The sequence below is a fragment of the Streptomyces sp. NPDC002144 genome (genome assembly GCF_053593695.1).
Window position 1 is genome coordinate 102,737 of the sequence record NZ_JBSFDB010000021.1, and the last position, 13,270, is coordinate 116,006.

The window sequence follows — 13,270 nt, forward strand, 5'->3', positions numbered from 1 at the left end:
CGGAGGGGGGAAGAACGCGGAGGAGACGTGGACACAGCTGGGCGTGTTCACGTGGCCGAGACTAGGGAGTCGACTGACAGCGGCAGACCAGCTCAACTGCAGGGGAACTTCAAGAATTTGAACGGCTACGAGTCTACGTACGTACTAAGGACGTCAGTAGATAAGAAGACGTCAAGGGAGAACCCAGTGTCCCGCCACCGTATCGCTCTCGCCCTGGCCGCAGGCGCGGCCTCGACGCTGCTGCTCGCCGCCTGCGGCTCGTCCACCGGCAGCTCTGCCGACACGGGTGGCGCCGCGCCCGCGGCCGGGGTCGGGTCCACCGCGCCGGCGGACGGCGGCACCACCGCTGCGGCCGGCAACGGCGGGAGCGGCGGCATGGTCAGTACGAACATGCTGATGGCCAAGCAGATGTCCGGCATGGGGGCGGTAGTCACCGACGCCAAGGGCTGGACGCTGTACCGCTACGCCAAGGACCAGGTGAACATGTCGATGTGCACGGACAGTTGTGCCCAGACCTGGATGCCGGTGATGGCCGACGGCAGTGTCCAGGGGATGGGCGTGCAGGCCAAGATCGGCACGGTGACCCGGAACGACGGCATGAAGCAGGTCACCCTGGCCGGCTGGCCGCTGTACCGCTACATGGGTGACAGCAAGGCCGGGGAGATGAACGGACAGGGCAAGAACGGCGCATGGTCCCTCGTCACACCGGCCGGCAAGATGATGGCCATGTCGGACGGCGCGTCTTCCTCGTCCGGGAACGGCTCGGGCGCGAGCCCCAGCATGTCAGGCATGCCCGGGATGTAAGGGCCGGTCGGCGTACCGCGCCGTCGAGGTGGGCCACGCCGCACCAGGAGTTCGCGCCCGTACTCTGGAAGCAGATGCACGAGATACCCCTCCCGGGTATAGTGGCGGTCATGGTCGAAACAGGTGGACGCAGAAGGCGATGACAGCAGCGACGAACCGACGCATCGCTGCCCCCGGCGGCGCAGTGCGCTGGACGTGGGCCGCTGTCGTCGCGCTCCTGGCCACACTCGCCGTACTCGCGCACCATGACATGACCGCCGCCGCCATGCGTGGCCCCGCCATGAGCGCGATGCCCGGCATGGACCACACTTCGGCGGCCATGACGTCGACGGCCGCCGAAACCGACCACAGCGAGGCCCTGCAGAGCGAAGCCCCGGCCACGGACGGCGACGGCGGCGCCTGCTCGGGCCCCGCGATGCAGCACTGCTCGTCCGGAGACGTGGGCGCGCCCCAGTTGCTCGTGCCGCCTTCCTCCGTGCCTCGGGTCGGTCATGGCGACGCCGCGGACGCCCTGCCCGCCGGCCACGGCCCTCCCACCGCATCGCACCGTGCGCCCCCTGACCTCGCCGTCCTCTCCCGGCTGTTGATCTAGGCCGTACCCCGAGGGCTCATCCGCTGCGTTCGCCATCCGTATGCGAGCGGTGCCGCCCTGACGTACCCCCGATCAACGGCACATCGTGAAGAGGACTCCCATCATGAACAGCATCAACCGCCGCTCCGTCCTGCTGGCCGGAATCGGCGCCGCCGGTGCGGGCGCGCTCGCCGCGTGCAGCAGTGGCTCCGGCAACTCCGGCTCGGGCGCCCTGGTCAACCCCTCCGGCTCGGCGGTCGCCGCGGCCGAGAAGAAGCGCAGGAGCACGGGCCGGACCCGGAACGTGACCCTCACCGCCGCCCGCGCCGCGCTCGACCTCGGGGGTGGGATCATGGCGGACAGCTGGGCCTTCAGCGGCCGGACGCCGGGCAAGGAACTGCGTCTGTCCGTCGGCGACACCCTCGCCGCCGAGCTGTCCAACCAGCTCCCGGACAAGACCACCACCTCCATCCACTGGCACGGCATCGCCCTGCGCAGCGACATGGACGGTGTGCCCCCGGCGACCCAGGCCGCCGTGCGCCCCGGCAGCAACTTCACCTACCGGTTCATCGCCGACGCCCCCGGCACGTACTTCTTCCACCCGCACGTGGGCGTCCAGCTCGACCGGGGCCTGTATGCCCCGCTGATCGTCGAGGACCCCAAGGAGCCGCTGGCGTACGACGACGAGTGGGTGGTCGTCCTCGACGACTGGGTCGACGGCGTCACCGGCACCCCCGACGAGGTCTTCGCGGAGCTCAAGCAGGGCATGGGCGGCATGGACATGGGCGGGATGGACATGGGCGGCTCCAGTCCCAGCCCGAGCAGCTCCTCCGGCGACATGGGGGACATGGGCGGGATGGACATGAGCAGCATGAGCATGAACGGCGGGACCTCCGATACGGCGAGCGCCTCGCCGTCCGCCTCCGGGGGCATGTCGATGAAGTTCATGCTCATGGGCGCCGAGAGCAGGCTGCTCGGTGGTGACGCCGGCGACGTCAACTACCCGTACCACCTGGTCAACGGCCGCGTCCCGGCCGACCCGGACATCTACACCGGCAAGCCGGGCAAGCGTGTGCGGCTGCGCATCATCAACGCGGGCGGCGACACGGCATACCGGGTGGCGCTCGGTGGTCACCAGCTGACCATCACCCACACCGACGGCTTCCCGGTCCGGCACCAGCAGGTGGACGCCCTGCTGGTCGGTATGGGCGAGCGGTACGACGTGCTGGTCACCCTCGCTGACGGCGTCTTCCCGCTGGTCGCCCTCGCCGAGGGCAAGGACGCGAGCGGCATGGCACTGGTCCGTACCGGCCCCGGCGGCGCGCCGAAGCCTACGGTCCGTCCGAAGGAGCTGGACGGCATGGTCATGGCCGCCTCGCAGCTGACGGCGGCGGACGACGTCCGGCTCGACTCCAAGAAGGCCGACCGGGTACACCGCATCGAGCTGACCGGAAGCATGGGCAAGTACGACTGGGGCATCAACGGCAAGCGGTTCGACATGAACAACCCGACCGCGAACCCCATCCTGGTGAAGCAGGGCGAGCGGGTCCGGCTGGACTTCGTCAACAAGACCACCATGTGGCACCCGATGCACCTGCACGGTCACACCTACCAGCTCGGCACCGACGGCCCGCGCAAGGACACCACCATCGTGCTGCCGAAGAAGACGGTGTCCGTGTTCTTCGACGCGGACAATCCCGGCCAGTGGATGATGCACTGCCACAACGCCTACCACGGCGAGTCGGGGATGATGGCGCTGGTGGCCTACCGGGCCTGAGACACGTCCCCATGGGCTCCTCCCTCCGCACCGCTTGCGCCGTGCGGAGGGAGGAGCCCGGCGGGGGAGGGGTGGTGTCAGACGCGGACGCCGAACATGAAGGGTCCGCCGATGGTGTCCATCGACTCGTAGCGCACGTTGGTGCCGGTGCGCGGGGCGTGCAGGATCTGGCCGTTGCCGGCGTACAGACCCACATGGTGCAGGTCGTTGAAGAAGAAGACCAGGTCGCCGACCTTGAGGTCGCCGACCGAGGTGATCCGGGTGCCTATGGTGGCCTGCGCCTGCGAGGTGCGCGGTATGGAGACACCTGCCTGCGCGTAGGCCCAGGACGTCAGCCCCGAGCAGTCGAAGGAGGACGGGCCGGTGGCGCCCCATACGTAGGGCGTGCCGATCCTGCCCTGGGCGGCCTGGAAGGCGGCGGCGGCCCGGCCGGAGGCGGAAGGGGTGCTGCCGAGGTTCACGCGCTCGGTGGAAGACCGGTTGGCGCGGTCCTCCTCGGCGGCGAGCTGAGCCTTCTCCCGGGTGGTGAGGCTGTTGAGGAGCTTCTGTGAGGCGGCGAGTCTGCCCTGGACTTCCTTCTTCTTCTTGCCCAGTTCGGTGCGGGTGGCCGCGAGGTCCTTGAGTTTCTCGGTGGCCTCGGCGCGCTGCTGGGCCAGTCCGCGTTCTTTCTCCTGGATCTGCTTCAGCGTCGCGACCTGCTTGCCGCTCACCTGGTCGAGGGCGGACGCCTTGTCGAGGTAGTCGTCCGGGTCGGAGGAGAGAAGGAGCTGCACGGAGGGATCGATGCCGCCGCTGCGGTACTGGGCGGTGGCCATGGCGCCGATGCTGTCGCGCAGCGCGTTTAGCTCGTCCTGGCCGCGGGCGACCCTGTCCTGGAGGGCGGAGATCTCCTTCTGCAGTTTGTCCTGCTTCTCCTTGGCTCCGTCGTACTCCTCGGTGGCCTTCTCGGCCTCCTCGGACAGAGCGTCGACTCTGGCCTTGACTTCGTTCTTGCTCGGCTTGACGCTCGGCGCGGCGGTGGCGGCCTGGGCGCTGAACGCGACGGCAGCGGCGGCGGCCGAGGTGAGCACGGTCACGCGGGTGCGACTGGGTTGCTTCGGTCGACGATGCGTTGTCATCCTCTGACGACTCCTCCGAGATGCGCTGCCACGTGTGATCATGTTCAATGCAACTTAGTAGATTCGTAGATTGGCTGGCAAGCCGCACTGGTGAGGTGAGGCGCGTGGACGACCGAGAAGGATGGGGCGCCCGTCAATCCTCCGTGCGTTTACCCGCGTTGCGCAGGGCCTTGCGGAGTGCGGCGAGTTCGCCGGGCGCCATCTTGTTGATGAAGTGGGTGAGTGCCACGGGGCGGTCCTCGCTGGCCTCGAGGGCGTCCTCCATGAGGGCGGCTGCGTACTCCTCACGGGTGCGCACGGGCTCGTACAGCCAGGCCCGGCCCTCCTTCTCCTCGCGCAGCAGCCAGCCCTTGGTGTGGAGGATGTTGGCCACGGTCATCACCGTCGTGTACGCGACGGGCCGGGTCCGGTTGATGTCGTCGACCACCTCGCGCACGGTCGCCGGCCGCCGCCATCTCCAGAGGCGGTCCATGATTTCCGCCTCCAGCTCCCCGAGCCGCCGCATGACCGTGTCTCCCTCTCCGCTGTGGATTCCACTGTGGATTCCAGGCCAATCGTAGAGTGCGGGAGCGTTGCCGGGAGTGTGAAGGATGCGTACGGCCGACCTCGGCCTCAGCGGGTGAGACTGCCCTCCAGCAGTGCGAGTACCGGTCCACCGGCCAGGCCGAGTACCACGGAGGCCGTTGCCGCCCCGTACGCCGTGAGCGCGGCCGTCCGCCGGATCGGGAGCGGGCTCAGGTCCCGTCCGGCCGTGACCGCCGGCGCGATCCAGCGCAGGTAGTAGAAGAGCGAGACCACCGTGTTGACCGCGGCGATGACTGCGAGCCAGGCGTAGCCTCCGTCGATGACCGCGCTGAACGCCTCCAGCTTGCCGAGGAAGACCGCCGTGGGCGGGGTGCCGACGAGGCCGAGCAGGCAGACGATCAGGGCTCCGGCGAGGGCGGGCTGTCGGCGGGCGAGTCCCCGGTAGTCGTCGAGGGTGTGGAGTGCGGGCAGGGCGCAGACGACCGCGAAGGCGCCGAGGTTGGTGAGCGCGTACCCGGCCAGGTAGAAGAGCAGGGCCTGTTGGGCGAGGTCAGCGCGGCCCGCCACGGCCACCGGCATGAGGAGATAGCCGACCTGGCTGACCGTGGAGTAGGCGAGGAGCCGTTTGACGTCCTGCTGGAAGAAGGCCGCGAGGTTGCCCAGCGTCATGGACGCGGCGGAGAGGACGGCCACCAGAGCCGGCCAGGGTACGTCCGCCCCGGCGAGGGCTTGGGCGCCGAGCCGGTAAAGGGCGGCGAATGCCCCGATCTTGGGCAGGGTGGTGAGGAACGCGGCGACCGGCGCGGCGCTGCCCTGGACGGCGTCCGGTACCCAGAAGTGGCCCGGCACACCTCCGGCCTTGAACAGCAGCCCGGCGAGGATCGCGACGACCCCGACAGCCGGCAACCCACCCGGTGCGTCCGCCAGTCCGGTGCGGAGCATCGGGTAGGCCGTCGTACGCCCGGCTGCGAACAGCAGGGTGATGCCGGCGAGCAACAGGATTCCGAGGAGTGCGCCGATCACGTAGTACTTCAGCGCGGCCTCGGTGCCCTGGGCGTCCTTGCGGAAGCCGGCGAGGACGTACGACGGGACGCTGGCGAGAAGGTAGGCGGCGGCGAGGAGGAGCAGGTCGTTGGCGCCGGCGAGCATCAGGGCGCCCAGGGCGGCGAGTTGGACAAGGACGTAGAACTCGCTCTCGCGCGGGTTCGCGCGCAGTGGTGCGGCGCTGAGCGCCAGGATCAGCAGCGTGCCGCCGAGGATGACGATCCGGCTGGTGGTGGTGACCGGGTCGATGGCGAAGGCCCCGTCGAAGGCGGTACCGAACGAGGCCACCGTGGCGGCCACGATCCCCGCCGCGGCGGCGGCGCCGGCCAGTGCTCCGACCAGCCACTGCCGGGAGCGCGGCAGCCAGGAGCCGAGGAGCAGGCCGATGACGGCCGAGGCGGCCAGAAGGACCTCCGGGAGGAGGTCGAGGGGGTTCTCGTTCATCTCGGTCATCGGGCGAGCAGCTCCAGCACGGCCCGGGAGGCGGGCTCGACGACGTCGAGCAGGAAACGCGGGGCGAGCCCCAGGACCACGGCCAGCGCGAGGAGGGGAGTGATGGCGGCGGCCTCGTTGGCGCGGATGTCGGGGAAGGGGTGATCCGCCCCGGGCGCGGCGACCGGGAGCCGCAGCGGCCCCAGGAAGATCTGCTGCAGCGCCCGGAGGAAGAGGCCGGCGGTTAGCAGGATCCCGAGGACGGCCAGGGCCGTCGCCACCGGCCGCGGTCCCAGGCTGCCGGTGAGGATCTGGAACTCGGCGATGAAACCCGAGAAGCCGGGCAGGCCCAAGGAGGCGAATGCGGCCACGCCCGTCAACGCGGCGAACACCGGGGCCCGTTCGGCGACACCCGAGTACGCGGCCATGTCATAGGTCCGGCCGCGCTCGTAGAGCACGCCGGACAGCAGGAATAGGGCTCCGGTGAGCAGACCGTGGCTGACCATCTGCACGACGCCACCGGTCACGGCCAGGCGCCGCGCCTGCTCCGGGCCGTCGCCGGCCGCGCCGGCGGCACCGATGGCCAGGATGATGTAGCCCATGTGGTTGACCGAGGTGTAGGCGATCATCCGCTTGAAGTCGGTCTGGGCGAGAGCGACGAGTGCGCCGTACAGCACCGACACGACACCGACCGCGACGAACACGAGCGCGTAGTCGCGCCAGGCGCCCGGAAGCATCGGCAGGGCGATGCGCAAAAAGCCGTACGTGCCCATCTTCAGCAGCACTCCGGCCAGGATCGCCGAACCGGCGGCGGGGGCTTCGGTGTGGGCGGGCGGCAGCCAGGTGTGGAAGGGGACGGTCGGCGTCTTCACGGCCAGCCCCAGGGACACGGCGAGGAGGACCAGGGCGCCGTACACCGAGCGGCCCGCCAGGGGGTTCTGCCGGGTGAGGTCGGCGATGTCGAAGGTGTGCGGGGTGGCGGCGAGGTACAGGCCGATGAAGCCGAGCAGGAGGGCGAGCGACCCGATGAAGGTGTAGAGGAAGAACTTCAGCGCGGCGCGCGCCGCACCCTTGTGTCCCCATCCGGCGATGACGAAGTACATCGCGACGATCGACAGGTCGAAGAAGACGAAGAACAGGATCAGGTCGAGCGCCACGAACAGCCCGAGACACGTGGTCTGCAGCAAGAGGAACAGCGCGGCGAACTCCCGCACACGCCGGGTCTGCCGCAGCGCGTAGACGGCACAGGCCAGGAACAGCACGCAGCTCAGGGCGAGGAGCGGCAGCGACAGCCCGTCGACCCCGACGTGGTAGCTCACGCCCGCGCTCGGCATCCACCGTGCCCGGACCTCGTACTGCGTGCCGCCCGCTGTGCGGTAGCCGGCCCACACCGCGACGGTGAGGGCCAGTTCGGCGGCGGTTGTCGCCGTCCACGCCCACAGGAAGAGTCCGCGTGGGGCCGTGCGCGGGATGCACAGCAGCACGGCCGCCACGGCGGTAGGCAGGAGGACGAGGACGGTGAGCACGGCGGTCACCTCACGAGGACGAAGACGACGGCGAGGACGGTGAAGGCCGCGACGGCCTGCGCGAGGTACTGGTGCAGTTGCCCGGTCTGCGGGCGGCGGGCCCACCGGCCGAGGGTTCCGGTGGCGGAGGCGATCCCCTCCACGGCACCGTCGACCACGCCCTGTTCGGTTCGGCGGTCGGTGAGACGGGCCAGCCGGACGGCACCGCGGGCGGCGCCCTCGACGCCGCGGTCGAGGACCTTGTCGTCGAAGGCGGCCAGCGCGCGGGCGAGCCGGTCGACGGGGCGTACGAAGAGGGCGCGTGCCGCGACCTCGAGGTGGAGCCAGCCGCCGAACGCGTCCCGCACAGCGGCCGGGAGCGGGACGGTGCGCGCTCCCCAGCTCCATGCGGCGAGTGACGCGGCCAGCCCCAGGCCGCCGGAGAGGGCGAACTCCCATACCTGCGGGGCGGGTTGGCTGCCGTCGGACAGCACACGTTCCAGCGCGTCCCGGAGCGGTGGGAAGGCCGGCACGGTCAGCGCGGCGCAGGCGACAGCCAGCACCGTCCAGGGCAGCCAGCCGGCCACCGGAATGCGGGCCGTTGCCGTCGCCGGCTCAGGCGCGTGGTCGTCGGGCGCGGGCTGCCAGACGAACCACAGCACCTTGACGCTGTACGCGGCGGAGACGACAGCGGCAGCCAGCCCCGTCACGTACAGTCCGGGGCCGTCATCGAGGGCGGCGGCGAGGACGACGTCCTTGGCGGCCCACAGCGACAGCGGTGGGACGCCCGCCAGCGTCAGTGCCGCGACGGTGAAGGCGATCCCGGCCGTACGGTGCCGACGCGCCGCGCCCCGCAACGCCGGAAGCGCCTTGGTCCCCAGCAGGGTCAGCCAGGCGCCGGCGATCAGGAAGGCCAGGCTCTTGGCCGCGGCGTGGGCCATCAGTTGCAGCGTGCCGCCGGTCAGGCCGGACGCGCCGGCGGCCAGCACCATGAATCCGATCTGGGCGCAACTGGACGCCGCGAGCAGCTGTTTGAGATCGCTCTGTGCCACCGCGACCAGACCTAGGGCGAGCGCGGTGGTCGCGCCGGCCCACGCCACGACGGGGCCGCCCCAGCCGGCGGCGTCGAGCAGTGGCTGGAGCCGCAGCAGCAGATAGGCCCCTGCCACGACCATCGTCGCGGAATGCAGCAGCGCGGAGACCGGGCTGGGGCCCTGCATCGCGCGGGAGAGCCAGAAGCTGAAAGGGAGTTGGGCCGATTTGCCGAGCGCCGCAGCGACCACCCCGGCGGTGATCAGGTCCAGCCAGGGGCCTTCGGCCTGCCCCAGCCGGCCCAGGGCGAGTGACGCGGAGGGGCCGCCTGCCAGCGCGGCTCCCGCGGCGAGGTACAGGCCGAGATCGGCGGATCGGGTGGTGACGAAGGCCGTGTTCGCCGCGTGCACCCGCTCCGGGTCCCGCCACCAGTAGCCGATCAGCGCCCAGGATGTCGCGCCCATGAGCTCCCAAGCCATCAGCAGGACCAGGAGGTTGGCGGCCGTGACCGTCGCGAGCATGGAGCCGCTGAAGAGCAGCATCAGCCCGAAGAAGCGGGCCCGTGCCTCTCCCGGGCCGATGTCCCAGACACTGAAGACCAACACCGCGAGGGTGACGGCGGTGACGGTCACCACCAGCAGCCCCGACAGACCGTCGACCGTGAGTCGCAGGGGCAGACCGTCGAGCAGCGGTGCTTCGGCACTCGGGTGGTCGAAGGCGGTGAGGCAGGCGAGGACGAGGCCGACGACGGCTGCGGCGAGGGCCACGACGGGGGCCGCGCGGTCGGCGGCCCGACCCAGGATCGCGAGGAGGCCGCCGACCGCCACGGGGAGGGCGACGAGCGCCCAGAGCACCGCGCTCACTCCTTCAACTCCGCCGCCATGTCGGTCATGTCGACCTCGCGGGTCCGGAAGAGGGCGGTGACGACCGCGAAACCGATCGCCATCTCGACGGCCATGACGGTCACCGCGATGACGATCAGTACTTGTCCGTCGGCGGCAGCAGGGGCGATGTAGTGCCAGATGGCCGCTGCCGCGACGATCAGGCCGCCCAGCATGAGTTCGAGCCCCATCATCAGCATCACGATGGACTGCTGGGTGAGCGCACCGAACAGGCCGATGCTGAACAAGGCGGCCGCGAGCAGCAGGAGGAGTTCCAGGGTCACCGGCCAACCCCTCCGGCGGTGGAATCCGCGGCGCGTCCGGCGGAGAGGTCGTCGCCGAGGCGGTCGTAGCGTCCGCGTCGCGTGGCCAGGACGACCGTACCGACGATGGTGGCGAACAGTGCCATGCCCAAGGTCATCATGGTGAGCATCTGCGGCCCCATGAGCGACATGCCCAGCGCGTTCGTGGGATCGTCCGGGGGTTCGCCCCTGCGCTCGGGCCATGGGGTGACCAGGATCCCGGTGGCCAGGGCGGCGAAGACGGCCGCACAGATCAGGGCCGCCCCCTTGGCGTTGTGGACCATGGTCATGGGCATCAGCCCGGCCGGGTTCATCATGTACATCACCATGAAGACCGCCATGATGGCCATCTCGATGGTCATCATCAGCACGATCACGACTCCGAGGTAGTCCAGGCCGAGCAGCACAACCTCACCGCCCGCGCACAGCAGCGAAGCGAGCAGCGAGTACGTCGCCCTGGCCATGGAGTCGAAGCGGAACACCATCACACCGGACGCGACGGCGAGCACGGCCAGCACCCAGAAGATCACGTCTGTCAGCACGAGCGGCAGCCTCCGGTCCTCATCCGTTGAGCACGACGACGGCGACGACGAGCGCCTGGACCAGGACGAGCGGCACCAGCACCAGCCAGGCCAGCTCCATGTAGCGGTCCATGCGCAGCGCCGGGATCAGGCGGCGGCTCCCGACCAGCGCACCGAGAACCGCGGCGGTCTTGATGAGCGTCCACAGCCAGGCCGGCAGCAGGGGGCCGTGTCCGCCGCCCAGGAAGAGCGGCACGCTGAACGCGGCGGTGACGACCAGCAGCATCCACCGGCCACCGAGCAGCATCAGCCGGTCCACGCCCGAGAGTTCGGCGGTCACACCTCCCGCGACGTCCGTTCCCGTCGGCTGGTCGAACGGCCCCCAGAACGACATGGCCAGCGCACTCGCCAGATACACGACGAACGCCACGGGCATCCACACCCCGAACCACAGTCCGTCCTGGGCCGCGACCACGCCCCCCACCCGCAGGGACCCGGCCCCCAGCGCGGCGGTGGTGATGGCGAACATGTGCGGCAGCTCGTACGCCAGGCCCTGCGCGAGGAACCGGTACCCGCCGACCATCGACAGCACCGAGTTCGGCCCCCACCCGGCGAGCCACACCGCGGCCCACGCGAGTGCCTCCATCGCGTTGAACCACACGATGCCGACATCCGGATCGCTGACCGAGGTGAAGCCCAACGGCAGCACGACGCCCGCGAGTACGGCGGCGAGGGGGACGAGCACGACACCGATCCGCCGCAGCAGGGCGTCCGCCGCGTTCGTACGCCGTGGCTGCTGCACCAGCAGGCGCAGGCCCTCGCGCAGCGGATCCACGGATCGTAGGAGGAGAGCGCGGACCGGCGCCCCACGCCCCTGCCGCGCCGCGGCCTCGAGCGCCGCGTCGAAGCCGGCTGTGACGACCGCCGCGCCCGCCAGGGCCGCCGGGAGGATCAGGGTCGCCCACAGAGGCGCGGGCTCAGCCATGGCCCCTCTCCCGCGCCGGTACGGCGACCAGTTCGTCGATGTCCGGATCGAGGCTCGCGACGATGATTCGGGCCGCCGCGAACTCGGCCTCGCCCAGCAACTCGGGGAGCGCCGCGAGCAGTGCGGCCGACGGCGGTCGGCCACCGTCCACCCGGCCGCGCGGTCCCGTCACCTCGTCGCGGCCCAGGCCCTGACGGTCACCGAACCCGTCGACGGCACGCGCCGCTTCGTCGAGCCACACGCGGAAGCGGTCGTGGACGTCCCCGTCGGCCACGAGTGCCGGCCCCGAAATCCCCCACTCGTGCGCCCGGGAGGCGGGCAACGGGCCCATTCCCGTTGTGAGCCAGCGCAGGGTACGCGAGCGGGACATGCGGCGGACAAGTTGCTTCAGGTCATCTCCGACGCGGTCCACGGTCGCGCCTGCCAGGACCTCGTCCCGCAGTCGGCGGGCGCGTGCCGCGGGGTCCCGCCACCCCGTCACGGCCAGCAGCCGGCCGAGACTGTCGAGGTGCGCGGCGCATCGCCGGCGGGCGGCCTCGTCGCGCGTCACCTCCTCTCCGCGAGAGGCCCTCAGCCAAGGGGCGCTCCAGAACGGATCCTCGTGCGTCCGGGTGGACACGTACTCGACATCCACCTGCTGCACGACATCGCCTTGAAGGGCGGTGCGCAGGATCAAGCCGGTGGGCCAGTTGGCGAGGGCTGGTCCCAGGGGAACGTGGAGACGGTCGAGCCGAAGCCCGTCGCGGTCGTCGGCGCGGTCGGCCATGGGCAGCCCGGCGACTGTCATGTCGCTCATGTCGTGCCCGGCGTGACCGTGCGCATGGTTCTGGTGGTCACCGGCGGCATGGTCCTCGGTGGATGTCTGGTGAGCGGTTTGCTGCTCCGACTGGTGCCGGCCTGGTGATGCGGTGGGGGAGCCGTGGTGAGGATCGGGGTCCGACGGCTCTCCGCCGTGACCGTGGTGGCGATGGCCATCGGCGTCGTGGCAGGAAGCAGGATCGTCCTGCCCGTCGTGGTGGCCGTGGTCCATGGCCCCGGTGGGCAGCGAGTCCGCCGAGGAACCGTCCTGCGCGGAGGCCGACCGACCCTCTTGCGCGACAGCTCGAAGCCGCGCGGCGGCCGCTTCCAGCTCCGCACGTACCTCGTCCGAACTGTGAAGGTGGACACGCCCCTTGGGATGCGGCGCCTGCCTCCAGACAGCCTCCAGCCACTCGGCGTCGCGGGGTCCGTGTGCCCCGGCCACGAGCAGCAGGTTGGCGGCGGCCGGGCTTTCGACCACCGGCCAGCCGAGGCGGCGCACTTCCGCCTCTACGGCCAGGCGGATCGCCGTCGCCCCGGGCCGGGCGACGCAGAGCACGCCCGGACGGGACACGGCCGCGCGTCGCAGCGCGTGTCTCAGGCCCATCGGAACGCGCCCTCGCGCCAGGCGTAGCCGACCGCCGTGAACAGGATCCCCAGGAACAGGAACATCTCGACGACGGCCCCAGTGCCGACCTCGGCCACCACCTTCGCCCACGGGTACATGAAGAGCATCTCCATGTCGAAGGCCAGGAAGATCATGGTGATGGGGTACCAGCGCACGTGGAACCGGGAGAACGCGTGTTCGCGCGGTTCAAGCCCTCCACTGAACGAACCAGCCTCCAACGGCCTGCGCTCGACAGCGAGCCAAGCGCCCCATCCGTACAGTCCCGCGACGCCTCCGGCCACCACACCGAGCAGGACCAGTACCGGTTCCCACGCACTCATATCTGCCATGCTCCTCAGCAGGACTGG

The 13,270-nt window shown here is 70.6% G+C and carries 13 protein-coding genes; 3 read left to right on the forward strand and 10 right to left on the reverse strand.

The window, feature by feature from the left end:
- Positions 1-186 precede the first annotated feature (186 nt).
- The 3 genes from ACWCQ1_RS28925 (at position 187) to ACWCQ1_RS28935 (ending at position 3,152) form a co-directional block, all read left to right on the forward strand.
- Entirely contained in the window at positions 187-804 is a 618-nt protein-coding gene (locus ACWCQ1_RS28925; RefSeq protein WP_165954780.1) for a COG4315 family predicted lipoprotein, read from the forward strand.
- A gap of 139 nt (positions 805-943) precedes the next feature.
- Complete coding sequence (locus ACWCQ1_RS28930; protein ID WP_451027693.1) at positions 944-1,396, forward strand: hypothetical protein; 453 nt, start codon at positions 944-946, stop codon at positions 1,394-1,396.
- Positions 1,397-1,499: 103 nt separating this feature from the next.
- Positions 1,500-3,152: a multicopper oxidase family protein gene (locus ACWCQ1_RS28935; RefSeq protein WP_451027694.1), complete on the forward strand. Its 1,653-nt coding sequence runs from the start codon at positions 1,500-1,502 to the stop codon at positions 3,150-3,152.
- 77 nt (positions 3,153-3,229) lie between these two features.
- Here the strand turns inward: ACWCQ1_RS28935 and ACWCQ1_RS28940 are convergent, their stop codons facing one another.
- The 10 genes from ACWCQ1_RS28940 to ACWCQ1_RS28985 form a co-directional block, all read right to left on the reverse strand.
- Complete coding sequence (locus tag ACWCQ1_RS28940; RefSeq protein WP_133042508.1) at positions 3,230-4,270, reverse strand: NlpC/P60 family protein; 1,041 nt, start codon at positions 4,268-4,270, stop codon at positions 3,230-3,232.
- 133 nt (positions 4,271-4,403) lie between these two features.
- On the reverse strand, positions 4,404-4,775 hold the full coding sequence (locus ACWCQ1_RS28945; RefSeq protein ID WP_133042507.1) for a BlaI/MecI/CopY family transcriptional regulator: 372 nt from the start codon (positions 4,773-4,775) through the stop codon (positions 4,404-4,406).
- A 107-nt stretch (positions 4,776-4,882) separates the two neighbouring features.
- The gene (locus ACWCQ1_RS28950) at positions 4,883-6,292 is read right to left on the reverse strand and encodes an NADH-quinone oxidoreductase subunit N (RefSeq protein ID WP_451027695.1); all 1,410 of its coding nucleotides are present in this window, start codon (positions 6,290-6,292) and stop codon (positions 4,883-4,885) included.
- Complete coding sequence (locus tag ACWCQ1_RS28955; RefSeq protein ID WP_207929712.1) at positions 6,289-7,797, reverse strand: NADH-quinone oxidoreductase subunit M; 1,509 nt, start codon at positions 7,795-7,797, stop codon at positions 6,289-6,291. Before ACWCQ1_RS28955 ends, ACWCQ1_RS28950 begins: the two co-directional genes overlap by 4 nt.
- 5 nt (positions 7,798-7,802) lie before the next feature.
- A complete protein-coding gene (locus tag ACWCQ1_RS28960) occupies positions 7,803-9,671 on the reverse strand; it encodes an NADH-quinone oxidoreductase subunit 5 family protein (RefSeq protein WP_451027696.1) in 1,869 nt (622 codons plus the stop codon).
- The gene (gene nuoK, locus ACWCQ1_RS28965) at positions 9,668-9,973 is read right to left on the reverse strand and encodes an NADH-quinone oxidoreductase subunit NuoK (RefSeq protein WP_133042503.1); all 306 of its coding nucleotides are present in this window, start codon (positions 9,971-9,973) and stop codon (positions 9,668-9,670) included. The genes ACWCQ1_RS28960 and nuoK overlap by 4 nt, the downstream gene beginning before the upstream one ends.
- A complete protein-coding gene (locus ACWCQ1_RS28970) occupies positions 9,970-10,476 on the reverse strand; it encodes an NADH-quinone oxidoreductase subunit J (RefSeq protein ID WP_451027737.1) in 507 nt (168 codons plus the stop codon). The genes nuoK and ACWCQ1_RS28970 overlap by 4 nt, the downstream gene beginning before the upstream one ends.
- A gap of 76 nt (positions 10,477-10,552) precedes the next feature.
- A complete protein-coding gene (locus ACWCQ1_RS28975; RefSeq protein ID WP_451027697.1) occupies positions 10,553-11,497 on the reverse strand; it encodes a complex I subunit 1 family protein in 945 nt (314 codons plus the stop codon).
- Positions 11,490-12,902 carry a hypothetical protein gene (locus tag ACWCQ1_RS28980; RefSeq protein WP_451027698.1) on the reverse strand — a complete coding sequence of 471 codons (1,413 nt, stop codon included), beginning with the start codon at positions 12,900-12,902 and terminating at the stop codon, positions 11,490-11,492. Before ACWCQ1_RS28980 ends, ACWCQ1_RS28975 begins: the two co-directional genes overlap by 8 nt.
- Complete coding sequence (locus tag ACWCQ1_RS28985) at positions 12,893-13,243, reverse strand: NADH-quinone oxidoreductase subunit A (protein WP_133042499.1); 351 nt, start codon at positions 13,241-13,243, stop codon at positions 12,893-12,895. The genes ACWCQ1_RS28980 and ACWCQ1_RS28985 overlap by 10 nt, the downstream gene beginning before the upstream one ends.
- Between the last annotated feature and the right edge of the window lie 27 nt (positions 13,244-13,270).

Bases quoted from the DNA above. Each gene is read 5' to 3' on its own strand.
- ACWCQ1_RS28950 (WP_451027695.1), bottom strand. From the start codon at position 6,292: ATGACCGAGATGAACGAGAACCCCCTCGACCTCCTCCCGGAGGTCCTT.
- ACWCQ1_RS28930 (WP_451027693.1), top strand. From the start codon at position 944: ATGACAGCAGCGACGAACCGACGCATCGCTGCCCCCGGCGGCGCAGTG.
- ACWCQ1_RS28940 (WP_133042508.1), bottom strand. From the start codon at position 4,270: ATGACAACGCATCGTCGACCGAAGCAACCCAGTCGCACCCGCGTGACC.
- ACWCQ1_RS28985 (WP_133042499.1), bottom strand. From the start codon at position 13,243: ATGAGTGCGTGGGAACCGGTACTGGTCCTGCTCGGTGTGGTGGCCGGA.
- ACWCQ1_RS28975 (WP_451027697.1), bottom strand. From the start codon at position 11,497: ATGGCTGAGCCCGCGCCTCTGTGGGCGACCCTGATCCTCCCGGCGGCC.
- ACWCQ1_RS28980 (WP_451027698.1), bottom strand. From the start codon at position 12,902: ATGGGCCTGAGACACGCGCTGCGACGCGCGGCCGTGTCCCGTCCGGGC.
- ACWCQ1_RS28945 (WP_133042507.1), bottom strand. From the start codon at position 4,775: ATGCGGCGGCTCGGGGAGCTGGAGGCGGAAATCATGGACCGCCTCTGG.
- ACWCQ1_RS28970 (WP_451027737.1), bottom strand. From the start codon at position 10,476: ATGGTGTTCCGCTTCGACTCCATGGCCAGGGCGACGTACTCGCTGCTC.
- ACWCQ1_RS28935 (WP_451027694.1), top strand. From the start codon at position 1,500: ATGAACAGCATCAACCGCCGCTCCGTCCTGCTGGCCGGAATCGGCGCC.